This window comes from Eoetvoesiella caeni (assembly GCF_003315175.1).
Lineage (GTDB): Bacteria > Pseudomonadota > Gammaproteobacteria > Burkholderiales > Burkholderiaceae_B > Eoetvoesia > Eoetvoesia caeni.
On record NZ_QNRQ01000005.1, the window covers coordinates 134,699 to 159,530 of the forward strand.

At 60.9% G+C, this 24,832-nt stretch carries 20 protein-coding genes; 11 read left to right on the top strand and 9 right to left on the bottom strand.

Features of this window, described 5'->3' with window-relative positions; translation table 11 throughout:
• Window positions 1-10 precede the first annotated feature (10 nt).
• Window positions 11-1,060, bottom strand: coding sequence for a cytochrome d ubiquinol oxidase subunit II (locus DFR37_RS11285; RefSeq protein WP_113933334.1), 1,050 nt, complete (start codon window positions 1,058-1,060; stop codon window positions 11-13).
• On the bottom strand, window positions 1,057-2,397 hold the full coding sequence (locus DFR37_RS11290; RefSeq protein ID WP_113933335.1) for a cytochrome ubiquinol oxidase subunit I: 1,341 nt from the start codon (window positions 2,395-2,397) through the stop codon (window positions 1,057-1,059). Before DFR37_RS11290 ends, DFR37_RS11285 begins: the two co-directional genes overlap by 4 nt.
• A gap of 127 nt (window positions 2,398-2,524) precedes the next feature.
• Between DFR37_RS11290 and DFR37_RS11295 the strand changes: the two genes are divergently transcribed.
• From DFR37_RS11295 to minE, 4 genes are all read left to right on the top strand, one after another.
• A complete protein-coding gene (locus tag DFR37_RS11295) occupies window positions 2,525-4,282 on the top strand; it encodes a glutamine--tRNA ligase/YqeY domain fusion protein (RefSeq protein ID WP_113933336.1) in 1,758 nt (585 codons plus the stop codon).
• A gap of 21 nt (window positions 4,283-4,303) precedes the next feature.
• Window positions 4,304-5,080, top strand: coding sequence for a septum site-determining protein MinC (gene minC, locus DFR37_RS11300; protein ID WP_113933337.1), 777 nt, complete (start codon window positions 4,304-4,306; stop codon window positions 5,078-5,080).
• 228 nt (window positions 5,081-5,308) lie between these two features.
• Window positions 5,309-6,124, top strand: coding sequence for a septum site-determining protein MinD (minD, locus tag DFR37_RS11305; protein WP_113933338.1), 816 nt, complete (start codon window positions 5,309-5,311; stop codon window positions 6,122-6,124).
• Window position 6,125: 1 nt separating this feature from the next.
• Window positions 6,126-6,392 (top strand): cell division topological specificity factor MinE, encoded by a 267-nt coding sequence (gene minE, locus DFR37_RS11310; protein ID WP_113933339.1) that lies wholly within the window; start codon window positions 6,126-6,128, stop codon window positions 6,390-6,392.
• A 507-nt stretch (window positions 6,393-6,899) separates the two neighbouring features.
• Here the strand turns inward: minE and DFR37_RS11315 are convergent.
• Window positions 6,900-7,127: a YMGG-like glycine zipper-containing protein gene (locus DFR37_RS11315; RefSeq protein ID WP_113933340.1), complete on the bottom strand. Its 228-nt coding sequence runs from the start codon at window positions 7,125-7,127 to the stop codon at window positions 6,900-6,902.
• A gap of 267 nt (window positions 7,128-7,394) precedes the next feature.
• Window positions 7,395-9,068 carry an energy-dependent translational throttle protein EttA gene (gene ettA, locus DFR37_RS11320; RefSeq protein ID WP_113933341.1) on the bottom strand — a complete coding sequence of 558 codons (1,674 nt, stop codon included), beginning with the start codon at window positions 9,066-9,068 and terminating at the stop codon, window positions 7,395-7,397.
• 207 nt (window positions 9,069-9,275) lie between these two features.
• Here ettA and DFR37_RS11325 point away from each other — a divergent pair, with 207 nt between their 5' ends.
• A complete protein-coding gene (locus DFR37_RS11325) occupies window positions 9,276-9,809 on the top strand; it encodes a hypothetical protein (RefSeq protein WP_244960359.1) in 534 nt (177 codons plus the stop codon).
• Window positions 9,810-9,923: 114 nt separating this feature from the next.
• Here the strand turns inward: DFR37_RS11325 and DFR37_RS11330 are convergent, their stop codons facing one another.
• Together DFR37_RS11330 and DFR37_RS23430 are read right to left on the bottom strand one after the other, a co-directional pair.
• Complete coding sequence (locus DFR37_RS11330; RefSeq protein ID WP_113933343.1) at window positions 9,924-10,865, bottom strand: glycosyltransferase family 2 protein; 942 nt, start codon at window positions 10,863-10,865, stop codon at window positions 9,924-9,926.
• Window positions 10,866-11,080: 215 nt separating this feature from the next.
• The gene (locus DFR37_RS23430) at window positions 11,081-11,209 is read right to left on the bottom strand and encodes a hypothetical protein (RefSeq protein ID WP_276330273.1); all 129 of its coding nucleotides are present in this window, start codon (window positions 11,207-11,209) and stop codon (window positions 11,081-11,083) included.
• A 162-nt stretch (window positions 11,210-11,371) separates the two neighbouring features.
• Here DFR37_RS23430 and uvrA point away from each other — a divergent pair, with 162 nt between their 5' ends.
• Window positions 11,372-17,125, top strand: coding sequence for an excinuclease ABC subunit UvrA (uvrA, locus tag DFR37_RS11335; protein WP_113933344.1), 5,754 nt, complete (start codon window positions 11,372-11,374; stop codon window positions 17,123-17,125).
• A 46-nt stretch (window positions 17,126-17,171) separates the two neighbouring features.
• Here uvrA and DFR37_RS11340 read toward each other — a convergent pair whose 3' ends face one another.
• A complete protein-coding gene (locus DFR37_RS11340; RefSeq protein ID WP_113933345.1) occupies window positions 17,172-17,987 on the bottom strand; it encodes a tRNA threonylcarbamoyladenosine dehydratase in 816 nt (271 codons plus the stop codon).
• Window positions 17,988-18,127: 140 nt separating this feature from the next.
• Between DFR37_RS11340 and DFR37_RS11345 the strand changes: the two genes are divergently transcribed.
• From DFR37_RS11345 to purU, 4 genes are all read left to right on the top strand, one after another.
• Window positions 18,128-18,847: a gamma-glutamylcyclotransferase gene (locus tag DFR37_RS11345; protein ID WP_113933346.1), complete on the top strand. Its 720-nt coding sequence runs from the start codon at window positions 18,128-18,130 to the stop codon at window positions 18,845-18,847.
• Window positions 18,848-18,927: 80 nt separating this feature from the next.
• A complete protein-coding gene (gene pdxH / locus DFR37_RS11350; protein ID WP_113933347.1) occupies window positions 18,928-19,557 on the top strand; it encodes a pyridoxamine 5'-phosphate oxidase in 630 nt (209 codons plus the stop codon).
• Between the two features lie 14 nt (window positions 19,558-19,571).
• Complete coding sequence (locus tag DFR37_RS11355; RefSeq protein WP_113933348.1) at window positions 19,572-20,681, top strand: NAD(P)/FAD-dependent oxidoreductase; 1,110 nt, start codon at window positions 19,572-19,574, stop codon at window positions 20,679-20,681.
• A 29-nt stretch (window positions 20,682-20,710) separates the two neighbouring features.
• Window positions 20,711-21,565 (top strand): formyltetrahydrofolate deformylase, encoded by an 855-nt coding sequence (gene purU / locus DFR37_RS11360; RefSeq protein ID WP_170139896.1) that lies wholly within the window; start codon window positions 20,711-20,713, stop codon window positions 21,563-21,565.
• 244 nt (window positions 21,566-21,809) lie between these two features.
• Here the strand turns inward: purU and DFR37_RS11365 are convergent, their stop codons facing one another.
• On the bottom strand, window positions 21,810-22,709 hold the full coding sequence (locus DFR37_RS11365) for a LysR substrate-binding domain-containing protein (protein WP_113933349.1): 900 nt from the start codon (window positions 22,707-22,709) through the stop codon (window positions 21,810-21,812).
• A 251-nt stretch (window positions 22,710-22,960) separates the two neighbouring features.
• On the opposite strand from DFR37_RS11365, the gene DFR37_RS11370 reads away from it, so the two are divergent.
• Window positions 22,961-24,154 carry an acyl-CoA dehydrogenase gene (locus DFR37_RS11370; protein ID WP_113933350.1) on the top strand — a complete coding sequence of 398 codons (1,194 nt, stop codon included), beginning with the start codon at window positions 22,961-22,963 and terminating at the stop codon, window positions 24,152-24,154.
• A 208-nt stretch (window positions 24,155-24,362) separates the two neighbouring features.
• Here the strand turns inward: DFR37_RS11370 and DFR37_RS11375 are convergent, their stop codons facing one another.
• Window positions 24,363-24,809: a MaoC family dehydratase gene (locus DFR37_RS11375; RefSeq protein WP_113933351.1), complete on the bottom strand. Its 447-nt coding sequence runs from the start codon at window positions 24,807-24,809 to the stop codon at window positions 24,363-24,365.
• Window positions 24,810-24,832: the final 23 nt, after the last annotated feature.

The following is a 24,832-nucleotide window of genomic DNA, read 5'->3' on the forward strand; positions in this document are numbered from 1 at the left end:
TCCGCCCTCTCTAGCCCTTGAACTTCGGCGGCGCGGGCGGCTTGGACAGGCCGAACATGCGCCAGTAAACCCAGATATTGAAGATAAGTACGACCGGCAGGGCCACCACGGCCGCGGCCAGGATGAAGCGCAGGGACTCGACCGAAGCGGCCGCGTCCCAGATGGTGATGTCGTCCAGCACCAGGTAGGGGAAAAAACTGTATCCCAGGCCGCCCAGTATCGTAAAGAAGATCAGCAGCGTCATGGCAAACGGCAGCGCGGTGGTGCGATAACTGCGATTGATCATGCGCTGCAAGCACATCTCTATCGTCACGAAGCACACCAGCAAAAGCCCCCACAGGCCGACCACCAGCGGCCACTGAGGGCCGCCGCTCCATTTCAGGAATACCCCGCTATTGGCGAAGGCCAGCACCACCGACAGCCCCACCGCGCCGGCGGCGGCCCAGCGTACGACATGGCGGCCCCACATGACGGCCCGCACCCGCAGCTCGCCGCCCACCCGCATAATCAGCCACGATGCGCCCAGCAGGCAGTAAGCCAGCAAGGCGCACACGCCCATGAAAATCGAAAACCATAAATAGCCCGAGTCGCTTTGGTAAGAAACCACCAACTGGGCCAATAAAATGCCGTGCGCCAATGCGGTAATCAATGACCCGGCGGCAAAGACGGCAAGCCAGCGCGGCTGCATCTCGATAGGCGAACGCAAGCGCAGCTCGAACGAAACCGAGCGCAGCAGCACGCCCAGCGCCAACAAGCTCAGGGGAAGATACAGCACGCCCATGATGCTGCCCCAGGCATGCGGAAACGCCGACACGAACAGGCCCATACCCAGAAACAGCCAGAACTCGTTGGCATCGCGCCATGGGCTAAGCAGCGACAACATGCGCGGACGCAGCGCCGGCGGCGCAAACAGCACCAGGCAGCCCACGCCAATATCGAAGCCGTCCAGCACCGTGCCCGCCACTATCGTGGCGAACAACAAGCCTACCAAGGCCAAAGGCATCCAGAACGCAGGATCGTGCGCGCTGATGCCCAACAAAGCAACCAGGCTGTCTATCATGCCCGCCCCCTGCGCCGTGCGATCGGCACCACGCCATAGCGCACAATATGGTGCAACAATTGCAAAAAGCCCGCCAACAGCACCGCGTAAACAAGCGCATAGGCCGCCATCCCGCCCAGCAGCACGTTGGGCTCGGTGTCGCCGACGATCTCGGCCAGGGTAATCGTACCGTTGACCGCATAAGGCGACAGCCCGAACAGAACGTGGCATAAGCCGGCCAGACCAAGCACCCACCCCGAAAAAGTCATGCCGATCAGGCAGCGGCGCCATCCGGAAGACAAGACACCCGGATCGAACTGCTTTTTACGCAAGCGGAAAAAAACCAGCCAGGCAAAGACGCCCATCAGCAGGGCCGTCGCCAACAACAGGCGAAACGACCAGAAAGTCAGCGCGACCGGCGGAGCCATGCCGGCGACGTGATCCAGCCCGATCAGTTCTCCTTTATCGTCACGCGCCAGCCAGCGCCCGCCCGCATGACGCCAGGCCAGTTGCGCACGGTTGTCGCCCTTGGCTTCGTCGGGCCAGGCGGCCAGCAATAAGTCGGGCTGCGTGCCGCTATGCCAATAGCCCGCCGTAGCGGCGGCCTTGGCAGGCTGGTAATGCGCCACCTGCTGGCCATAGCCGGCCACGACCGCCGCCAGCAGCAGCACGCCGCCCATGGCTGTAAACAGGCCGGTGCGAAACACCAGTCGCTCGCTGTCGTCCAGGGGATGGGCAATAGCCTGGCGCGCCCCCACGCCCATAAGCAAAAAGGCAACCGTCAGCGCGGCAATGATAACCAGCAGCCCGAACAGCCAGCCCACGAAAGGATTCAGGACAACCTCATGCCAGTCGGAAACCTGATACTGCCCTTCAAGCAAAAACGCGCCGACCGGCGCCTGCATCCAGCCCTGCAAAATTATCGGCCACAGCGCGGCCAGCGTAACGCCGACGGCCACCATGAAGACCAGAATAGTATGAATGCGCTCGGAAACATAACGCTGCCCGAACAGCATCGCGCCCAGGAAGCACGACTTGAAAATGAAAGTGGTCAGAATGGCGCCGGCCAGCAACGGGCCGGCCACGTCGCCGATCTTGTCCATCAGCGCGGGCCACAGGCTGCCGACCTGGATAAGCACAGGCATGCTGGACGCCAGGGTCAGGACGACCGCCAGTGCGAACACCCGCACCCAGAAGCGATACGCCGCGGTCCAGCCCGGCCGTTCGGTCAGAAACGCGCCCAGCTTGAAAAACAGCAGCACCCACGCCAGGCCCAGCTCTATCACCAGAAAGAGCGAGAAAAAGCCCAGGCTCAGGAAAAACTGCGTCTGGGAAAACCAAAGGGTCAAGTTTGTCATAATGAGCGCTAGTTTAGAGCGACTTGAGCCGCCATGGACGCCATTGGCGCAATCGCACGGGCAAATATTGCCGAACGTGGCAAAATGCTTACTTCACTGGATATTTCAGCTTCTTCTTTATTCTCGTATGACTTCCACTTCCTCGACGCCCCCCGTATCCAATTTTCTGCGCACTATTATCGACCAGGACCTGGCCAACGGTACTTATGCCCAGAAGCGCTGGGCGGGCAAACCCGGCCCCGCGTCCGTGCAGGCGCACGGCGCCGTCGACGCGGCCAGAATACGCACCCGCTTTCCGCCGGAGCCCAACGGTTATTTGCACATAGGCCACGCCAAAAGCATTTGCCTGAATTTCGGGCTGGCGCGCGACTACGGCGGCGTCTGCCATCTGCGCTTTGACGACACCAATCCCGAAAAAGAAGAAGACGAATACGTCAAGGCCATCATCGAAACCGTACGCTGGCTGGGTTTCAGCTGGGAAACCCCTGAAGAAGACAACCTTTACTTCGCCAGCGACTATTTCGGCTACATGTACGAATTCGCCCAGGCCTTGATCCGCTCGGGCGATGCCTATGTCGACGAACAAAACGCCGAGCAAATGCGCGCCACGCGGGGCACCCTGACCGAAAAAGGCACGAACTCGCCCTGGCGCGACCGCCCAGCCGCCGAATCGCTGGCCTTGCTCGAAGAAATGCGCGCCGGCAAGCACCCGGACGGCAGCCTGGTGCTGCGCGCCAAGATCGACATGGGTTCGCCCAACATGAATATGCGCGACCCGGCCCTGTACCGCATCCGCCATGCCGAGCATCACCGCACCGGCAATGCATGGTGCATCTACCCCATGTACACCTGGGCCCATCCCGTCGAAGACGCGCTCGAAGGCATCACACACAGCCTTTGCACGCTTGAATTCGAAGACCAACGGCCCTTCTACGACTGGATCCTGAACAAACTGGCCGAGTTGGGGCAGTTGAGCCGGCCGCTGCCGCACCAATACGAATTTTCCCGGCTGAACCTCAGCTATGTGGTTACCAGCAAACGCAAGCTGCTGGAACTGGTGCGCGAAGGCCATGTGGCTGGCTGGGACGACCCACGCCTGCCCACGCTGGCCGGCCTGCGCCGGCGCGGCTATACGCCCGCCGCCATACGCCTGTTCTGCGAACGGCTGGGCGTGTCCAAGGCCGACTCGCGCATCGACTACAGCGTGCTTGAACAAGCCTTGCGAGACACCCTGGACCCGGTCGCCGAACGCCGGGTCGCCGTGCTCGACCCGCTCAAGCTGGTCATTACCAACTATCCCGAAGGCCAAAGCGAACTCTGCCACGCGCCGGCCAACCCGCATCAGCCCGAAGCCGGTACGCGCGAATTCCCGTTTGCACGCGAACTGTGGATAGAACGCGACGACTTCCAGGAAGTTCCGGCCAAAAAGTACTTCCGCCTGTTTCCCGGCAACACCGTACGGCTTAAGTACGGCTACATCGTGACCTGCACCGGCTGCGTCAAGGACGAAAACGGCCGCATCACCGAAGTGCATGCCGAGTACCTGCCTGAAACGAAAAGCGGCACGCCGGGCGCCGACTCCGTCAAAGTCAAAGGCACGATCACCTGGGTCAGTGCGGCGCATGCTGTTCCGGCCGAGATCCGCCTTTACGACCGGCTGTTCTCCGACCCGCATCCAGACGCCGGCGACAAGAATTTTCTGGAAGCCCTGAACCCCAATTCGTATCACGCGGTGCAGGGATGGCTGGAACCGGGCACGCAAGCCGACCCCGAAGCCAGCTGGCAATTCGAAAGACTGGGCTATTTCGTCGCCGACCTCATCGACTCGACGCGCGACAAGCCGGTGGTCAATCGCACTGTTACCCTGAAAGACGCCTGGATTTGAACCACTAGATAAAGACCTACCGTGAGCAATTCTTCATCCCCCGCAGGCCAGACAGCCCTGGACTTCAAAAGCGCCACGCTCTATGCCGTGCGCGTAGTGCTGCACGACCATAGCCTCAAAGCCCTTGTCGCCGCGCTAGACCAGCGCATGAAAGACGCCGGCTCGTTCTTCGAGAACGAACCCGTCGTCATCGACGCCTCGAACCTGACCCAGGCCACAGACTGGAAGGCCTTGGTAAAGGCGCTGCGCGGACACGCGCTGCATCCCATAGGCGTTGTGGCCGAAGGTGCCAACCTGGAAGCGGCCAAAGCCTGCGGGCTGCCGCAAGTCGACCTTTCCGCCGCGCCCGTGCGTCCGGCCAGCACCCCCGCGCCCGACAAGGAAGTCCCGGTGGTCGCCCCCACGGCAGCGCCCCCGCTGCCGCCTGCGCATGAGACCGCCCCCGCCCTGGCGCCGGCCGCCATGGTGATCAACCACCAATTGCGTTCGGGCCAGCGCATCTATGCGCGCAACACCGACCTCATCGTCATCGGCGTCGTCAGCCAGGGCGCGGAAGTCATCGCCGACGGCAACATCCATATTTACGGCCCCTTGCGCGGCAAGGCCATGGCCGGCGCCCGCGGCGACACCAGCGCCCGCATCTTCACCACGCAGCTCAACCCCGAACTGCTGGCCATTGCCGGCGTCTATCGCGTCATTGAAACCCAACTGGAAAAAAACCTGCATAATCAACCGGCCATCGTCCGGCTTGACGGCGACACCTTGCAAATCTCCAGCCTGGGCGAGACCAAAGGATAAAGCCTTGAATATCGCGCTTCGTCTCCAGCATGGCCCATACTGTAAAACCGCGGCCAAGGCGCAAAGCAATACTCAAGATCCGGCACAAACCCCGCTACAAGCCGGAGCGGCGCAGCAAGATATGTTTTGTTGCGAACCCAAGACTGTTTAACGGCCTTTTAAGGCCAATAGCATGCATTTTTGCATTACGATTACGTGGTTTATCAAAATTAAAGGGATTCAATCGTCATGGCGCGAATAGTTGTGGTGACTTCCGGTAAAGGCGGTGTGGGCAAAACGACCACCAGCGCCAGTTTTTCTTCTGGATTGGCGATGCGCGGTTTCAAAACCGTCGTCATCGACTTCGACGTCGGTTTGCGCAACCTGGACCTCATCATGGGCTGCGAACGCCGGGTCGTCTACGACTTCGTCAACGTCATACAAGGCGAAGCCACCCTGAACCAGGCGCTCATCCGCGACAAACAGCTCGAAAACCTCTTTGTCCTGCCCGCCTCGCAAACGCGCGACAAAGACGCACTGACCAAAGAAGGCGTCGAAAAAACCCTTAACGACCTGAAAGACATGGGATTCGAGTACATCGTATGCGACTCCCCCGCCGGCATCGAAACCGGCGCGCTCATGGCTTCGTACTTCGCCGACGACGCCGTCGTGGTCACCAACCCCGAAGTCTCCTCGGTGCGCGACTCCGACCGCATCCTGGGCATCCTTTCGGCCAAATCCCATCGCGCGGTCACCAACGAAGAACCCATCAAAGAGTACCTGCTGCTGACCCGCTACAACGCCAAACGCGTTGCCGACGGCGAAATGCTCTCGCTGCAAGACATCGAAGACATCCTGCGCATCAAACTCATAGGCGTCATCCCCGAATCGGAAGACGTCCTGCAAGCCTCCAACCAGGGCATCCCCGCCATCCACATCCGCGACAGCGACGTCGCCATCGCCTACCAGGACGTCATCGCCCGCTACCTCGGCGAAGAAAAACCCCTGCGCTTCGTCGACTACGAAAAACCGGGCCTTTTCAAGCGCCTGTTCGGAGGGAAATAATATGTCTTTCCTATCCTTCCTCCTGGGCGAGAAAAAAACCTCGGCCAGCGTCGCCAAGGACCGCCTCCAGCTCATCCTCATCAACGAACGCGGCGACGGCATCACGCCCGACTACCTTCCGCGCCTGCAAAAAGAGCTGGTCGAAGTCATCTCCCGCTACGTCAAGATCAACCCCGACGACATCAAGGTCAACCTCGACCGCCAAGACTCCCTGGAGATCCTGGAAGTAAAAATCGAAATGCCCCAGGTCGAGAACAAACCGGCGTAAAACAACGATTCAACTGAATGCCAAAATGCCTGAACGGATTTCCGCCAGGCATTTTTTACGCGCTCCAATAAACGACACCCCAACAGAACTTGAAAAACCCATACCGCCGACAGACGACGGACGACAGGCTAGGACCGCCCCCCCCAGCGCGGGCAAGCAGGCAAGGCAGGCAAACTATATGTCTGGACAGCAGGTGGCAATGTAGAGCCGGCGCGGGTTCAAGGCCCAACCCGCCCAATCGCCTGACAAGCGCCCAAGCCCCCTCCCCCAACCGCATCAAATCGCCCCACGCCCCCGCCGCTCAAGAACCCAAAGCGGCCGCTCAACAACCAAAAGGCCCGCTTAAGAACCAAAGACAGCCAATTAAGAACCCAAAACGGCTGTTTAAGAACGACAATGGCGACCTAAGAGGCCAAAAAGCCAAAAAAAACCGCCCAAAAAAGGCGGTTTTTCCACCAAGCCATCGCACGGAGAACACGATGGCCAGGTAATGGAACTACAACTTATTTATCTGTTCTTGCCAACCTGGTCGCCGATTACACCGCCGATGGCAGCGCCACCCACTGTACCCAGCACACCGCCGCCCGTCACGACCGCACCGGCAACACCGCCGATACCCGCACCCGTTACAGCGCTTTTCTGGCGATGGCTCATGTTGTCCCAGGACGAACAGCCCGCGGCAGAAACCGCCAACAAAGCCACTGCCGCCAACTTACCCAAATTGCTATATTTCATTTTTTATACTCCTGCAAGAACAATCTTGTAATCCACGATACCTGATTACCCAATCCAGCACCAGCAAATTACGTAGCGGATTGTTAATAACGCCATAAACTGTATCACCGTACAGATGCCCACGAAACGATATAAACCGGATTCCCCGGCAGACACTGGCTATCGTTGCATTATCCCGAAAGCTGCGCCCTCAGCAGCCCTCAATTTGTAACAAAACGGCGGCTGTTTTACAACGCCGCCGTCAATCCATCCCCAAAACAGCAGCGACTATTTCAGTGCCTTATAGCGCAAGCGGCGAGGCTTGGCGCCCTCTTCGCCCAGGCGGCGCTTCTTGTCCGCCTCGTATTCCTGATAGTTGCCGTCAAAGAACACCACCTCGGAATTGCCCTCGAACGCCAGAATATGCGTTGCAATACGGTCCAGGAACCAGCGATCGTGGCTGATAACCAGGACACTCCCGGCAAACTCCAACAGCGCATCCTCGAGCGCCCGCAAAGTTTCCACATCCAGATCGTTGGAAGGCTCGTCCAGCAGCAGCACATTGCCTCCGGCGATCAAAGTCTTGGCCAGATGGAAGCGCCCGCGCTCGCCGCCCGACAACTTGCCCACCAGCTTGTTCTGGTCGCCGCCCTTGAAATTGAAACGGCCCAGATACGCCCTGGAAGACATCTCGAACTTGCCGATGGTAATCAGGTCGGCGCCGTCCGACAGCGCATCGAACACGGTTTTTTCGTCGGGCAAGGATTCGCGCGACTGATCCACATACGCCAACTGCACAGTCTTGCCCACCTTGACCTCGCCCCCATCGGGCTTGTCCTGGCCGGCGATCATGCGGAACAGCGTCGACTTGCCGGCGCCGTTGGCGCCGATAATGCCGACAATCGCGCCAGCCGGAATCTTGAAGCTGAGATTGTCGATAAGCAGGCGGTCGCCAAACCCCTTGCTGACATTCTCGAACTCGATAACCTCGTTGCCCAGGCGCTCGGCAACCGGAATAAATATCTCCTGCGTTTCATTGCGCTTCTGGTATTCGTGCGACGACAGTTCTTCGAAGCGGGCCAGGCGCGCCTTGGCCTTGGCCTGGCGGCCCTTGGGATTCTGGCGCACCCACTCAAGCTCTTTCTTGATGGTGCGCTGGCGTGCCGACTCGGAAGCCTCTTCCTGCTTCAGGCGGTCGTCCTTCTGCTCGAGCCACGAACTGTAATTGCCCTTCCAGGGTATGCCGTAGCCGCGATCCAGCTCAAGTATCCACTCGGCTGCATTGTCCAGAAAATAGCGGTCGTGCGTCACCGCAACGACAGTTCCCGGGAACTTGCGCAAGAACAGTTCAAGCCACTCGACGCTTTCCGCATCCAGGTGGTTGGTAGGCTCGTCCAGCAAAAGCATATCGGGCTTGGACAACAGAAGGCGGCACAAGGCAACCCGGCGCTTCTCTCCCCCCGACAGCTGGCCGATAACGGCATCCCAGGGCGGCAGGCGCAGAGCGTCGGCGGCTATTTCAAGTTGGTGTTCGATATCGTCCGCGCCGCTGGAAGCGGCGGCCGCGATAATTGCTTCAAGCTCTGCCTGCTCGGTGGCCAGCGCATCGAAGTCCGCATCGGGTTCGGAGTAGGCCGTATAGACCTCGTCCAGGCGCTTGCGCGCCGAAAACAAGTCGCCCATGCCTTCTTCAACAGACTCGCGCACGGTGTGCTGCGGGTCGAGCTGGGGCTCTTGGGACAGATATCCGATCTTGATGCCGGGCATGGGTATGGCTTCGCCTTCGATCTCTTTATCCAGGCCGGCCATGATCTTGAGCAACGTGGATTTACCCGCGCCGTTCAGGCCCAACACCCCGATTTTCGCACCGGGAAAAAACGAGAGGGAAATATCGCGCAGTATCTGCCTTTTAGGCGGCACGATCTTGCCGACGCGATTCATCGTATAAACATATTGAGCCATAGAAACCAAATAGACAAAAATTAAGAAACCAGGGGAAAGCTCTGAACAGAGCTAGCGGTAGGCAGGCGACTCGTTCAGAGGGTCCCATTGTAGGCCGGCAAGCGAAATAAAGCCCACTTCCCGGCCGTGCATGCGCCCATGCATTAAAATGGCCCCGCAACGCCCATTTATCTATGCCGCGCGCGCAAGCTTTCCGCCGAGGCGCACATGGCCCTTCCATCTTCCCCACTCATCGCTATGTCATCAGCCAACGACTCCGAACTGACCTTTACCGCCGAAGAACTCGACTTGCTGGGGCGCACAGCCGACGCGCTTAGCGCCTACATGGGCAAGCCCGTGCTGGCCGAGGTGGTCGACGCCAGCGAAACCGGATTCGAATGGGCTATTTTCGCCGTTCCGCTGGATGTCGCAGACAATGAAGACAAAGTCATCGTCCAGGTCGGCGGCGCCGGCGCCCGCATACTGGGCAACCGGGGCGGGCTTGAACCCGGCGATGATGTCTACGACTGCGAATACCTGTGGGCCATCCAGTTATCCGACCTCGAGGGCGTGCGCTTCATCAAAGTCGACCAAGACGGCGAAGAGGTCGCCTGGAGCGACGACCTGCACAGCATCCTGCCTTTCGAGCTGAGCGATGCGCCATTGCCCAACATCGACGAAGACGATGAAGATGACGAAAACGGCGATGACGATGATCTGGACAAGCTGTTGAACGACCTTCCGCGCCATACTTTGCACTAAGCGATGGCGCCGCAAATGGCGCAGCTACATTGCCGGCGTGCCGGCACCGGCAATACCTCGGGTCCGCCAAGCCCAGCAACCCAAGAGATCGACTGACTGCGGGATAATCCGCAATCAGGCGCGGCGCCGGTCGCGCCAGTACATCAGCGCCCCCGCCGGCCACATAAGGGCCACCAGCGCACGGGCACCCCAGCCTTTCAGGCTGCGCCCGCCGGGCAAGGTCTTGCCCTCGCGCTTCAGATGCATGCCGAAGCGCGTATAGCGCGCCGCCGCCTTGAAAAACTCGGCGGGGCGGTAGCGAAACCACGGCAGGCATTCGACGACCGTATCCTGGGCCAGCAGCCACAACCCTTCCGCATGCTGGGCGCCATTCGAGCGCCCTTGGGCCGACAAGGAATCGCCGGTGTCGTGATAAACGCGAAACACCTGGTTCACGAAGCGCGTCAAATAGCCGGCCCGCGCCATGGCGCGCCAGACCAGGCTTTCCGGCACGAAACCCGGGATATCCTCGGGAAACGGGAAGCGGCGCAGGACTTCGGTAACCATGCAGCCGAATTTTTCGCCGCCCACATGATATTTGAACGACATATCGACGGCCGTTGCATCAATCTCGTCCTGCGGAAACATATCGCCCACTATGCTGCCGTTGGGCCTGGCGCACAGCCCGGTAACGGCCACGTATCCGGCTCGGCTCGGCTCGGGAATGTCGTGCCATGTGCGCGCCATGGCATCGAGCGCATTCATGTCCAGGCTGTCGTCGCTGTCCAGCGCCACGATCAGTTCGCCGTGGGATTCCTGGACGCCGCGATTGAACGCGGCCTTTTTGTGCTGATTGGCTTGCCAGAAATAATGAATGGGGAAATGGGCCTCTTGCTGCCAGGCCTGCACCACTTGGCGGGTGTCGTCGGTCGAGCCGTCGTCGACGACGATCCACTCGAAGTCCTGGAACGTCTGCTCGCGTAGCGAAGCATAGACGCGTGGCAGGGTATGGGCTCTGTTATAAGTGGGTGTAAGGACGGTAAATAGATAGCGGGAGGAAATGTGTTGAGCCGACATTTTTTCTTATATGCTTTGTTGTATGAAACGCTTGGCTGATGTCCGGGCAGGACGCTCTAGCCCGCTTATTGTGTTTGCTTGTGCACTTTCCAGCATAATAGCCAAAAAAAAACCATAAGCTTGATAACTTATGGTTTTTTGCTTTTGTCACAATCGGACAGATTTCGGCAAGTTTTTGCCTCTTTGCCCGCTGCAACGTGGTCAAGAATGGCGCCTTAAGCGCGCTTGACCTTTTCCAGCATCTTGAAAACGCCTTTAGGCGATTTAATGAAAAGACGCTTGAATGCCTTGCCCAGGCAACGACGCTCGAGGGTGTTACGGCGCGTACGTTTGATTTCTGCCACAATAATCTCCGAAACTGTTAATTACTGGCGAAACCCCAAAAAGCCGGCGCCGCCAAAAAATTTGTAAACCTTACCTAACCTGCCATTCTACCGTAATTCGCGCGCCGCTCAAAATGGCCTTTGCGCGCCAGCACGGCAAGAACAGCCATCCATAGTGTTGTCATGAGCTCTCAAATCCGCATTATCGGCGCGCGCCAGAACAATCTCAAAAACCTGGACGTATCCATCAACACCGGCGAACTGCTGGTTCTGACCGGGGTTTCGGGCTCGGGCAAAAGCTCGCTGGCGTTCGATACTCTGTATGCGGAAGGCCAGCGGCGCTACGTAGAAACCTTTTCACCCTACGCCCGCCAGTTCCTGGATCGCATGGACAAGCCGCAGGTGGATCGCATCGAGGGCATTTTGCCCGCCATTGCCATCGACCAGGTCAATCCGGTGCGCAACTCGCGCAGCACCGTGGGCACCATGACCGAGCTCAATGACCATCTCAAGCTGCTGTACGCCCGCATGGGCAAGCTGTATTGCCAATGCTGCGGCACCCGGGTCGAGCTGGACAACCCCGAGTCGATCTGCCGCGAACTGGCTCTGCGCACGCAAAAGGACGACCCGCGCCTGATCATTACATTTCCCGTGGCCATCCCGGCCAACTTTACCGAAGAGGAAGTGCGCGGCTATCTCGAACAGCAAGGCTATACGCGCATTCACCACGAAGAAACCATTAGCGTCGAACCGGAGGCCGCGCCCGTCAAAAAGGGCAAGGCCAAGGCCAAGCGCGCCGCCAAGCCAGTACAGCAGCGGGTGCTGCATGTCGTGCAAGACCGCTTCCGCTACGGCAATGCCGAAACGGCGCGTGTCATGGAGGCGCTGGACGCCGCCCTGAAGCAAGGCGACGGGCACATCACTATCTATGCCGCGACGGAAGAGCAAGAAGAAGAACAGGCATGGCGCTTCAGCAATCGCCTGCACTGCGCCCACTGCGATATTGAATACACGGTGCCGCTGCCCAGCACCTTTTCTTTCAACTCCCCCCTGGGCGCGTGTGAGTCATGCCGCGGCTTCGGACGCGTGATGGGCATCGATTACGGCCTGGTCGTGCCCGATGAAAAAAAGACCTTGCGCGGCGGCGCCGTCAAACCCTGGCAGACCAACAGCTATAAAGACTGCCAGGCCGAACTGGAGAAATACGCCGGGCCGGCCGGCATACGGCTGGACACGCCCTGGGCTGAACTCAGCGAAGAAGAAAAGCACTGGGTCATAGGCGGCACGCCCGACTGGAAAGGCGGCATGAACGCCTGGAAAACCCAGTGGTACGGCGCGCAGCGCTTCTTCGACTGGCTGGAGTCGCGCGCCTACAAAATGCATGTGCGCGTGCTGCTGTCCAAATACCGTTCATACACGCCCTGCCCGGCCTGCGGCGGCTCGCGCCTGAAGCCCGATGCCACCTTGTGGCGCTTGGGCGACGTCAAAGCCAAGCCCGGCGACGCCTACCCGCGCTTCATGCCGGTGCACGCCCAATGGAGCCGCGAACAACTGAACAACTTGCCGGGACTGGGCATACACGACTTGATGCGCCTGCCCATCGACCATGTACGCGAATTTTTCGACGGCATCAGCTTCGGCAGCGCCCTGGACGCCGCGCTAAGCCTGCTGCTGGACGAAGTCCGCACGCGGCTGAAGTTCCTGTGCGACGTAGGTCTGGGCTATTTGTCGCTGGACCGGCAAAGCCGCACCCTGTCGGGCGGCGAAGTGCAGCGCATCAACCTGACTACGGCGCTGGGCACTTCGCTGGTCAACACCTTGTTCGTGCTGGATGAACCTTCCATCGGCCTGCATCCGCGCGACATGCACCGTGTCGTCGAGGTCATGCACCGGCTGCGCGCCAATGGCAATACCCTGGTCGTGGTCGAGCACGACCCGCAGGTCATGGTGGCGGCCGACCGCATCATGGACATTGGGCCGGGGCCCGGCGAACGCGGCGGACGCGTCGTCTTCGACGGCACCCCCGACCAACTGCGCAATAGCGACACCCTGACCGGCAACTATCTGGGCGGACGCCTGCGAGTCGAGGCGCCGCGCCCCATGCCTGTGGCCGACAGCACGCCGCGGCTGCTGCTGGAAGGCGTCACGGCCAACAATCTGAAGAATGTCTCGCTGTCGCTGCCGCTGGGCCGCCTGGTCTGCGTCAGCGGCGTGTCGGGCTCGGGCAAGTCCACCTTGATTCAGGATGTGCTGTACCCCGCCATCCTGAAGCTGCAAGGCAAGTCCACCGAGGCGCCGGGGCCCTACACGCATTTGCTCGGAGTCGAGCAAATCGCCGACGTCGTCATGGTGGACCAGACCCCCATAGGAAAAACCGCGCGCTCCAACCCCGCCAGCTATGTGGGCGCCTTCGATGCCATCCGCAAGCTGTTTGCCCAGGCCAGCCTGGCGCGCGAACGCGGCTATACCGCGGGAACCTTCAGCTTCAATACCGGCGACGGCCGGTGCCCCACTTGCGGCGGCACCGGCTTCGAGCATGTGGAAATGCAGTTCCTGTCGGACGTCTACCTGCGCTGCCCGGACTGCGACGGCAAGCGCTTCCGCCCCGAAATTCTGGAAGTGCGCGTCGAGCACCTGGGCCGCAGCGCATCCATCGATGAAGTGCTGGCCATGACGGTCAGCGAAGCCCTGGAGTTTTTCAGCGGGCTGCGCGACGTGCAGTACGGCCTGGCGCCGCTGGCCGACGTCGGCCTGGAATACGTGCAACTGGGGCAGCCCGTACCTACGCTTTCGGGCGGCGAAGCGCAGCGGCTCAAGCTGGCCGGCCACCTGGCGGCGGCCGCCCGCAGCGGCATTTCGTCGGCCCGGGTCGCCAAGAAAGGCAGCCTGTTCCTGTTCGACGAACCCACCACCGGCCTGCACTTCGACGATGTGGCGCGGCTGATGCGCGCCTTCAGGAAACTGCTGGCCGCGGGCCATTCGCTGCTTATCATCGAACACAATCTGGACGTGCTGCGCGCGGCGGACTGGATCGTCGACCTGGGCCCGGAAGGCGGCGATGGCGGCGGCCGCATTGTCGGCCAAGGAACGCCGCAAGACCTGATGGACAACGCGGCCTCGCACACCGGCCGCGCACTGGCCGACTACACAACCTCGGTCGTCTACGAAGACCTGTCGCGCCAGGCCATGCTGGCCGCTGAACCCACGGCCAGCTACGGCAACGGCACGCCGCTGCAAGCGGCTATCCGGCGCCAGCGTCAAACGCGCAGCATCGACATCGTCAATGCCCGCGAACACAATCTCAAAGGCATCGATGTCTCGATACCGCGCGACACCTTTACCGTCATTACCGGGGTATCCGGTTCCGGCAAATCCACCCTGGCATTCGATATTCTGTTCAACGAAGGCCAGCGCCGCTACCTGGAATCCCTGAACGCCTACGCCCGCGCCATCGTCCAGCCCGCCGGCAAGCCCGATGTCGATGCCATCTATGGCATCCCGCCCACCGTGGCCATCGAACAGCGCACCAGCCGCGGCGGACGCAAGTCGACCGTGGCCACCATGACGGAGATCCACCATTTCCTGCGGCTGCTTTACGTAAAGCTGGGCACGCAAATGTGCCCCACCTGCCACGTGCCGGTCGAACCCCAAAGCGCCGACCAGATCGCCGCGCAATTGCTGCGCGACTACAAGGGGCGGCATATCGGCCTTCTGGCCCCGCTGGTTTCGGCGCGCAAAGGCTATTACACCGACCTGGCCAAATGGGCATCCGGCAAAGGCCATACGCATTTGCGGGTGGATGGCGAATTCATCGCGACCGCAGCCTGGCCGCGCCTGGACCGCTACAAGGAACACACTATCGAACTGCCGGTCGCCGACCTGGTCGTGGATGCCGGGCATGAACTGCCCCTGCGCGAAGCCATACGTTCGGCGCTGGAGCATGGCCACGGCAGCATGAGCGTACTGCTGGACCTGACAGCGCAGAACGGCAGCACCGAAACACTGGACGAACGGCGTGAAGCCGGTCTGGCAAGCAACACCGAACAGATTCATTTTTCAGTGAAGCGCGCCTGCCCATGCTGCGGCACCAGCTTCCCGGAACCCGACCCGCGCATGTTCTCGTACAACTCCAAGCATGGCTGGTGCACAAGCTGCTTCGGCACCGGCTTGCAATTGAAGGATTTCGATGCCGAGCAAACCGGCGAGGAAACCGCCTGGAACGCCTGGTACGAGGGCGAAGCCGCCGTCTGCCAAAGTTGCGATGGCGAACGGCTCAATCCCATGGCGCGCGCGTTTCTTTGGCGCGACCGGTCCATTGCGCAACTGGCCGGCCTTTCCATCTCGGACGCCCAGACCTTTTTCGCGGGCCTGGTCAGCCGCGGCCGCGAGGTCGAGATCGCGCGCGATATCCTCACGGAAATCCGCGGGCGCCTGAACTTCATGCAGGAAGTAGGACTGGGCTATCTGGCCCTGGACCGCGCGGCGCCCACGCTCTCGGGCGGCGAAGCGCAGCGCATCCGGCTGGCGGCGCAGTTGGGTTCGAACCTGCAAGGCGTCTGCTACGTGCTGGACGAACCCACCATCGGCCTGCATCCGCGCGACAATCAGATCCTGCTCAATGCCCTCTCCCAGCTAGAGGGCAACGGCAATACGCTGGTGGTCGTCGAACATGACGAAGACACCATACGCCGCGCCTCCCATGTCATCGACATCGGCCCCGGCGCCGGCATACGCGGCGGCCGCGTCGTAGCCCAGGGAACGGTGCAGGACATCATCGACAACCCCGCCTCGCTAACCGGCCAGTACCTCAAGCATCCCCTCGTCCATCCACTGCAGGCCAGGCGCCCTATCGACGACACCACGCCCATGCTGGAAATCCATGGCGCTCGCATGCACAACCTGCGCAACGTCGATGTTCGCGTCCCCATCGGGCGGCTTAGCGTCGTTACCGGCGTTTCGGGTTCGGGCAAGTCCACGCTGGCGCGCGAAGTATTGCTGCACAATGTGGCGCAGGCCGTGACGCAGCGCAGTGCGCCGTCGTGGCAAGGTTGCGACGGCATCAGCGGATGGGAACATATAGACCGGGTGCTTGAGGTCGACCAGACGCCCATCGGCAAAACGCCGCGCTCCTGCCCGGCCACGTATGTCGGCTTCTGGGACGATGTGCGCAAACTCTTTGCCGGCACGCGGGAAGCACGCCTGCGCGGCTGGCTGCAAAACCGCTTCTCGTTCAATACCGGCGAGGGCCGCTGCCCCATTTGCGAAGGCCAGGGCATGCGCACTATCGAAATGAGTTTCCTGCCTGATGTAAAAGTGCCTTGCGACGCCTGCGGCGGCGAGCGCTTCAACCGCGACACATTAAGCGTTAAATGGCGCGAGAAAAGCGCGGGCGAAGTACTGAAGATGGAAGTCGACGATGCCATCGATTATTTCGCCGCGCATTCGAAGATCTCGCGCACGCTCAAGCTGATGCAGGACGTGGGCCTGGGCTATCTGACCCTGGGCCAGCCTTCGCCCACGCTGTCGGGCGGCGAGGCGCAGCGCATCAAGCTGGTGACCGAACTGACCAAGGCCAGGCTGACCGATGGCGTCATCACCACCGGGCGCGCTTCGCGCATACCGCATACGCTGTATGTACTGGATGAGCCGACCGTCGGGCTTTCGATGGCCGATGTGGAAAAACTGGTCCATGTGCTGCACCGCCTGGTCGAGGCCGGCAATACCGTCGTGGTGATCGAACATAACCTGGACGTCATCGCGGAAGCCGACTGGGTCGTGGACATGGGTCCTGAAGGCGGGACCGGCGGCGGGCGGCTGGTTGCGGCAGGGTCGCCGGAACACATCATGCAGCACCGTGCCAGCTCGCATACCGGCGCCGTGCTGGACGACTTCATGCAGGCGTCGGCCGCCGCCAACGAGGTGGCCGGGACTGCCTAGGCGGCGCCGCAACGACCATGAATCCCGGAACGCCGACCGAATGCGCTTAACCCCCGCCTAGCGGCGCTGCGGTCTTCAATAAATACTGGACGGCCTCGTTGGCCGCAGCCATGCCCATGGCCGCGGTTACGGTCACGGCCGAGCCGTAGCCCGCGCAGGACAAGCCTTGCGGGGCAATGCCGTCGGCAGCGTCCAACCATGCGTCGGGCAGGCGCGCCGGCTGGTCGAACCATAAGGTGCGCACGCCCATCTTGGGTACGCGCTTGCGCACCTTGCCCGCATGGTCCGACGCCCTGGGATAGCCATGCTGGCGGCGCAAGGTGTTGCGCAGCTTGGCCAGCAAGGCGTCGTTCAACGCGCCGGACAAATCGCTAGCGCGCAAACTCAGGCTGTCGGTTTTGCCGCCCGCGCCGCCGCATACAACGACATGCCGCGCGCGTTCTCGGCAAGCAAGGATCATGGCGATCTTGGCGCTGACCTGGTCGGTGCAATCGATCAGCACGGTCATGTCGAGGGGCAAGACTTCGCGTACGTTTTCGGGGGTGACGAAATCGTCGACCAGATTCAAGCGGCAGGCCGGATTGATGCCCTGGACACGCGCGCCCATGGCTTCGACCTTGGCCTGGCCCAAGGTAGCAGTCAAGGCATGAAGCTGGCGGTTGATGTTGGACTCGGCCACTTGGTCCAGGTCGATCAGCGTCAATGCGCCCACGCCCGAGCGCGCCAACGCTTCCACGCACCAAGAGCCCACGCCGCCAATTCCCGCCACAGCCACATGCGCCTCGTTCAGTTGCGCCACGCCGCGCGCTCCGTACAGTCGTTCGAGCCCGCCAAAGCGGCGTTCAAAATTGATTTCGTCCATTTATAGAGTTCTCTTGCTGTTTACGCGGCCGCACAAAAACAATGCCTGCGCCACGCCTTGGCATCGGGGCCTGGCCTGGAAAAGGGGCAGCGTGTAATACTATGATTAGATCACGCCCCGCATTTCTACAGTTTGCCCAGATGACCAAGCCAACCACCCTAGAATCGCTTATTTCCGCCAGCGGAGCCAGTTTCCGCGAACTCACCGAGCATGAGCGCCAGGCATCCCTGGATGCGTTCGTGGCACGGGGGCTGCCTGACGATATCTGGGTTTTTGGCTACGGTTCGCTGGTATGGCGGCCCGAATTCGACTTTCTTGAACAACGCCTGGCACGCGTCAACGGCTACCACCGTTCGCTGTGCCTGTGGTCGCGAATCAATCGCGGCACGCCCGAGCAGCCAGGCCTGGTCTTCGGGCTGGACGTGGGCGGCTCCTGCCGCGGCATGGCCTACCGCATTGCCTCGCATCAGGTCACGGACATTTTGCAGGAACTCTGGAAGCGTGAAATGCCCAGTGCCGCTTATATTCCCAAATGGCTTAACTGCCGTACAGGTCAAGGCACGATACGCGCCCTGGTCTTCACCATGGATCGCGGCAAAGACGCCTACGTGCGGGGGCTGGACAAGGATCAACTGCTTGCCATCGTGCAGCGCGCCCACGGCATCTACGGCCCTTGTGCGGAATATGTACTGGAAACCGCCCAGGCGCTCAGGCAGGCCGGCATACACGACCGCAAGCTCGATGCACTGATCGAGCAGCTTTCCACCCAAGCGCAGCAAGCCGACGCCGGCCATGAACCGGCTGCCGCGCACCCAGGCAAAAAGCGCGGCGCTGCGGCACTACCTCATAGCGCAAGGTAAAATAATCACGGTGGCCGCGTAAAACGGCCGCCGGCGCCATGCTCCGCCCGACCCATGCTTGTTCAATTGTTGCTGCCACTATGCCATTAGCCGATTTGCGTAGAAAATACGAAAAAGACTTACTGCTTGAATCGTCGCTCGCGCCGACTCCGCTCGAGCAATTTTCAAAATGGTTCGACGAAGCCTTGCATGCCGACGTACCCGAACCCAATGCCATGACGCTGGCAACCGTCGGCGCCGATGGCCGCCCCTCGGCGCGCATTGTCTTGCTTAAAGGGCTGGACGAACGCGGCCTGGTTTTTTTTACCAACTACACATCGCGCAAGGGCCAGGACCTGGCGGCCCACCCGCACGCCAGCCTGCTGTTCTTCTGGCAGCCGCTGGAACGCCAGGTGCGCCTGGAGGGCCTTGTCGAGAAAGTCTCCGCGGCCGAATCCGACACGTATTACAACAGCCGGCCGCTGGGCTCGCGCATCGGCGCCTGGGTCTCGCCCCAAAGCCAGCCGATCTCGCGCGAAGAACTGGAACAGCGCAACGCGGCGCTAAGCGAATCGCTGGGCATGGAGCCGCCGCGTCCTGAGTATTGGGGCGGCTACCGGCTAAAGCCGGAGTACGTCGAATTCTGGCAAGGGCGCCCCTCGCGCCTGCACGACCGGTTGGTCTACACGCTGACAGCCGGGCAGTGGAACCGATCCCGCCTTGCGCCCTGAGCAGCATTAAACATATGCCCGCGGACGTAGATTGCGTTGTACTGGGGGCCGGCGTGGTGGGGCTGGCGGTGGCGCGCGAACTGGCCTTGGCGGGCCGCGAAGTACTTGTTGCCGAATCCGCCGGCGCCATTGGCACCGGCACCAGCTCACGCAATTCCGAAGTCATCCATGCCGGCATCTATTACCCCGCAAACAGCCTGAAGGCCCGGCTTTGCGTGCAAGGCAAGCACCTGCTGTACGCCTATTGCCAAGAGCGCGGCATTGCCCATGGGCGGCCCGGCAAGCTGATCGTCGCCACCAGCCCCGAACAGGCATTGCAATTGAAGTCGCTCGCACAGCAGGCTCGGCAGAACGGCGTCGACGACCTGCAATGGATTAGCGGCGCGCAGGCGCAACAGCTGGAGCCCGCCCTGAGCTGTACCGCCGCCCTGCTTTCGCCTTCAACCGGCATCATCGACAGCCACGGCCTGATGCTGGCCTTGCAAGGCGAGTCCGAAAACAATAACGCACAGTATGTTTTCCATACCCCGTTCATCGGCGGCGAAATCCTGCGGAACGGCTTGTTCCGCTTGCGCTTCGGGGGTGCCGAGCCGCTTGAACTGAGCGCTGCTTGCGTCGTCAATGCCACCGGCTTGTCGGCACCGGCCAACGCACACAAGCTGGCGGGCCAGCCCACCGAACATATTCCACAAGCGTATCTCTGCAAAGGCAGCTACTTCACGCTTTCGGGCAAGTCCCCGTTCTCGCGCCTGATCTACCCTATGCCCGACCATGCTGGCCTGGGCGTGCACCTGACGCTGGATATAGGCGGACAGGCCAAGTTCGGTCCCGACACCGAATGGGTGGAAAGCGAAGACTACAGCCTGGACCCGGCGCGGGCCGGGGCCTTCTATGCCGCGATACGGCGTTACTGGCCCGGCCTGCCTGACAACGCCCTGGCGCCGGGCTACACTGGCATACGTCCTAAAATCAGCGCTGCCGGCGAACCGCCGGCCGACTTCGCCATTGCCGGGCCGGCAACGCACGGAGTAGACAGCCTGATCAATCTCTTTGGCATAGAATCACCCGGGCTTACCGCCAGTCTCGCCATTGCGCGAGCCGTGCGTCAAGCCCTTGCTTTTTGAACTATCAGCCGCCTGCGGCCGTAACCAGCATAAAAATGAACGACTACATCCTGACCATTTCCTGCCCCGACCGCATAGGCATTGTGCACAGCGTCACCGGCTGGTTGCTCAATCTGCACGGCAATATCATCGATGCCCAGCAATTTGGCGACGTCGAAGACGAACGATTCTTTTTGCGCGTTCATTTCCAATTGCCCCAACCGTCTTCGGCTGAAGAGCTCACCGCGCAGTTCGCATCCGTTGCCGACAAGTTCCAGATGCAGGCCGATATCTACGACGCCCAGCGCAAAGCGCGCCTGCTTATCCTGGTCAGCCGCCAGGGGCACTGCCTGAACGATTTGCTGTTCCGCACCCATAGCGGGCAACTGCCCGTTACCATTGCCGGCATTGTCTCAAATCACAAGGATTACGCCAGCCTGGCCGCGTCGTACGACGTGCCCTTCCATTGCCTGCCCGTCACGCCCGAAACCAAGCCTGAACAAGAAGCGCAAATCCTGGAACTGGTCGACAAAGAGAATATCGACCTGGTCGTGCTGGCGCGGTATATGCAGATCCTTTCGCCCGAACTATGCAGTGCCCTGTCGGGCCGGGCCATCAATATCCACCACAGTTTTCTGCCCAGCTTCAAAGGCGCGCGCCCATACCACCAGGCCTATGCCCGCGGCGTGAAGATCATCGGCGCCACCGCCCATTACGTGACTTCCGACCTGGACGAAGGCCCGATCATCGAACAGAGCGTTGAACGCGTCAATCACGCCATGAGTGTGGACGACTTGACCCGTGTGGGCAGCGACGTCGAATCGCTGGTACTGGCACGCGCCGTGCGCCGCCACGTCGAACACCGCATCTTGCTTAACGGCAAGCGCACCGTGGTGTTCCGCTAGTGTCCTGTTTGGTTAGTTTGTGAGCTTATATTCGGATGCGTGGGCTTGTCAGGCAAGGCGCAAACCGCCGCGATAGCCGTAGCTATCGCGAGGATTTGCAACGCCGCATGGCGAGCCCAGGCGCCGAAGATAAGGATTCGAATTAGCCAAACAGGACACTAGGCAGTCTGAGGCAGGTGCCCGGAATCTTGGGCTCGTTTGTCGCCACCGGCCGCAGCTTCCGCACGATACCCGGGGGCTAGTCCTAGAACGGATCGCCGCTGACAATATCCCGCAGCCACGCTTCGAACGCCAGCAGCGCTTCGCTGCGTTCGGCGTGCTCGGGATAGCTGAAGAAATACGACTCGCGCACCGACAGGCCGTGCTCGAACGGACACACCAATTGCCCGCCATTGGCCACGCTGCGCACCAAAAACCGCGGAATCAATGCAATTCCGAGTCCCGCCTGCGCAGCCGCCAGAAGCATCGTAAACAGCTCGTAGCGCGGCCCTGCGCCGACCGAAGGTGCGTAGTCTCGCCTCTGTTCGCGGTACCACTCGCGCCATGCGTCGGGCCGCGACATCATATGCAAATGCGTGACCTGCATCGACGCTTGCGCGCCGCCGCGTATCAGTTCGGCAATTTCAGGCGCGCACACCGGCACCAGTTCCTGCTCTTCGAACAGCTTGATGCCCACGGTGCCCGGCCAGATCTGCGGCGCATGATAAATGGCGGCATCGAAAGGCTGGTCGTTGAATTGAAAGGGCCGGGTGCGTATGGAAAGACTTACGGCAATGTCCGGGTGCAGCTTCTTGAATTCGGGCAAGCGCGGCACCAGCCAGGTAGTGGCCAGGGTCGGCAAGACGGCAACATGCAGGCTGCGGCCCATTCCCGCACCCGACATCAGGCCCAGCGTGTCCTTTTCCAGTTGCTCCAGATGATGCCGCACCCGCGCCGCGTACTGGGTGCCGGCCTCGGTCAGGGCAATGCGCCGCCGAATGCGGGTGAACAATTGCACGCCCAGCCTTTCCTCCAGACCGCTGACCTGCCGGAACACGGCGCTGTGCGTCAACGACAGTTCTTCTGCCGCGCGCGAAAACGAGCCCAGCCTGGCGGTTGCCTCGAAGGCCTGCAAGGCCCCCAGGTTTGGAATTCCGTGTCTCATTGTTTATCCTTGTGATTCGGCCCAGGCACCTTGCATAAATCGCACTATATTGTGCTATTTTATCAATTGCATTGTGCATTCAGCTCACATATGCTGTGTTTATACGATTTTTACCATCATGCGCCTTGCGCGGCGGCAAAATGCCCCGATAGCACTGTCAAACAGCCCGATTATCAAAATGCATTTGATTAACGCGGCGTTTTCGGTAAAAATGCTTTAAACCTAAACTTATTACCCCACGGAGCAAACCTATGTCCTCGGCCCCTTCATTCAATTGGGAAGATCCTTTATTGCTGGATTCGCAGCTTACCGAAGAAGAACGCATGGTTCGCGAAGCAGCCCACGCCTATTCCCAGGACAAACTGCTGCCCCGCGTGCTGGAAGCTTTCCGCCACGAAAAAACCGATGCCGGCATTTTCAAGGAAATGGGCGAACTCGGTCTTCTGGGCGCCACCATCCCCGTCGAATACGGCGGCTCGGGTCTTAACTATGTGTGCTACGGCCTGATCGCCCGCGAAGTCGAACGCGTCGACTCCGGCTACCGCTCGATGATGAGCGTGCAGTCCTCGCTGGTCATGGTGCCTATCAATGAATTCGGCAGCGAAGAGCAAAAGCAAAAATATCTGCCCAAGCTGGCGGCCGGCGAATGGATAGGCTGCTTCGGCCTGACCGAACCCAACCACGGCTCCGACCCCGGCAGCATGGAAACCCGCGCCGTCAAAACAGCCAACGGCTACAAGCTTACCGGCAACAAAACCTGGATCACCAACTCGCCCATCGCCGACGTCTTCGTCGTCTGGGCCAAGTGCGTCGGCGGCGACTTCGACGGCAAGATCCGCGGCTTCATCCTTGAAAAAGGCTGGAAAGGCCTGACAGCCCCCGCCATCCACGGCAAGGTCGGACTGCGCGCTTCCATCACCGGCGAAATCGTCATGGACGAAGTCGAAGTGGCCGAAGAGCAAATGCTGCCCAAGGTCTCCGGCCTGAAAGGCCCCTTCACCTGCCTGAATTCCGCACGCTACGGTATCGCCTGGGGTGCCCTGGGCGCCGCCGAGTTCTGCTGGCATACCGCCCGCCAGTACACCCTGGACCGCAAGCAGTTCGGCCGTCCCCTGGCCCAGAACCAGCTTATCCAGAAAAAACTGGCCGACATGCAAACCGAAATCACGCTGGCGCTGCAAGGCTGCCTGCGCCTGGGCCGCATGAAGGACGAAGGCACGGCCGCGGTTGAAATCACTTCCATCATGAAACGCAATTCTTGCGGCAAATCCCTGGACATCGCCCGCCTGGCGCGCGACATGCTGGGCGGCAACGGTATCTCCGACGAGTTCGGCGTTGCCCGCCACCTGGTCAACCTGGAAGTGGTCAACACCTACGAAGGCACGCACGACGTGCACGCCTTGATTCTGGGCCGCGCCCAGACCGGCCTGCAGGCGTTCTATTGATTCCTGCCAGCCGCGCTAAAGCGCAACAGTAAACAAAGAGGCCGGAATTTCCGGCCTCTTTTCATTTGAAGTATTCCCGCCAGAAGCCAGACCTTCAAGCCTGCGGCTTGGCAATGCCTTTCGCTGCCGAGAAAAATCCTCGTGTTCAAGCTCGAACCCAAAGGACGAGACCAATGCTTCGGTCCGCGACCATCTCGTCCTTGCAGAATTAAGCCGTAGCCGTTCCCAGGTCGAAAAGGCTAGTCGCTTCCAGCTCCAGCACTTGCTCGTCGCGCTGATTGAACATGCGCCAGGACCAGCGCACAATGCCCAGGTCGTCGCGAGTGGAGGAAATGCGCACCGAGTCGACGGTAATTTCCAGGCGCAATGCGTCGCCTTCGCGCACCGGCACCAGCCAGCGGATCTTGTCGACACCCGGCGAGCCGAAAGACTCGGAACCCACCAAGGCGCTGTCCACCGCCATGCGCATGGCCAGGCTGCATGTTTGCCAGCCGCTGGCGATAAGACCGCCCCAGCGGCCCGATTCAGCCCGTTCCGGGTCGGTATGGAACCACTGCGGGTCGTACTGGCGCGCAAACGCCAGCATGGACTCCCTGTCGACGACAACCGGTGGGTGCTTGATCACCATCCCGATTTGAAACTCGCTGAATTTCATGACGGCCTGACTATTATGATTGA

Excerpts from the sequence above, each read along its gene's own strand:
- DFR37_RS11315 (WP_113933340.1), bottom strand. The coding sequence starts at position 7,127 with ATGAAATATAGCAATTTGGGTAAGTTGGCGGCAGTGGCTTTGTTGGCG.
- DFR37_RS11330 (WP_113933343.1), bottom strand. The coding sequence starts at position 10,865 with ATGTCGGCTCAACACATTTCCTCCCGCTATCTATTTACCGTCCTTACA.
- DFR37_RS11345 (WP_113933346.1), top strand. The coding sequence starts at position 18,128 with ATGACCAAGCCAACCACCCTAGAATCGCTTATTTCCGCCAGCGGAGCC.
- DFR37_RS11325 (WP_244960359.1), top strand. The coding sequence starts at position 9,276 with ATGGCCCTTCCATCTTCCCCACTCATCGCTATGTCATCAGCCAACGAC.
- DFR37_RS11290 (WP_113933335.1), bottom strand. The coding sequence starts at position 2,397 with ATGACAAACTTGACCCTTTGGTTTTCCCAGACGCAGTTTTTCCTGAGC.
- minD (WP_113933338.1), top strand. The coding sequence starts at position 5,309 with ATGGCGCGAATAGTTGTGGTGACTTCCGGTAAAGGCGGTGTGGGCAAA.
- DFR37_RS11285 (WP_113933334.1), bottom strand. The coding sequence starts at position 1,060 with ATGATAGACAGCCTGGTTGCTTTGTTGGGCATCAGCGCGCACGATCCT.
- ettA (WP_113933341.1), bottom strand. The coding sequence starts at position 9,068 with ATGGCTCAATATGTTTATACGATGAATCGCGTCGGCAAGATCGTGCCG.
- DFR37_RS11355 (WP_113933348.1), top strand. The coding sequence starts at position 19,572 with ATGCCCGCGGACGTAGATTGCGTTGTACTGGGGGCCGGCGTGGTGGGG.
- DFR37_RS11340 (WP_113933345.1), bottom strand. The coding sequence starts at position 17,987 with ATGGACGAAATCAATTTTGAACGCCGCTTTGGCGGGCTCGAACGACTG.
- pdxH (WP_113933347.1), top strand. The coding sequence starts at position 18,928 with ATGCCATTAGCCGATTTGCGTAGAAAATACGAAAAAGACTTACTGCTT.
- DFR37_RS11375 (WP_113933351.1), bottom strand. The coding sequence starts at position 24,809 with ATGAAATTCAGCGAGTTTCAAATCGGGATGGTGATCAAGCACCCACCG.
- minE (WP_113933339.1), top strand. The coding sequence starts at position 6,126 with ATGTCTTTCCTATCCTTCCTCCTGGGCGAGAAAAAAACCTCGGCCAGC.
- uvrA (WP_113933344.1), top strand. The coding sequence starts at position 11,372 with ATGAGCTCTCAAATCCGCATTATCGGCGCGCGCCAGAACAATCTCAAA.
- DFR37_RS11295 (WP_113933336.1), top strand. The coding sequence starts at position 2,525 with ATGACTTCCACTTCCTCGACGCCCCCCGTATCCAATTTTCTGCGCACT.
- DFR37_RS11365 (WP_113933349.1), bottom strand. The coding sequence starts at position 22,709 with ATGAGACACGGAATTCCAAACCTGGGGGCCTTGCAGGCCTTCGAGGCA.
- DFR37_RS11370 (WP_113933350.1), top strand. The coding sequence starts at position 22,961 with ATGTCCTCGGCCCCTTCATTCAATTGGGAAGATCCTTTATTGCTGGAT.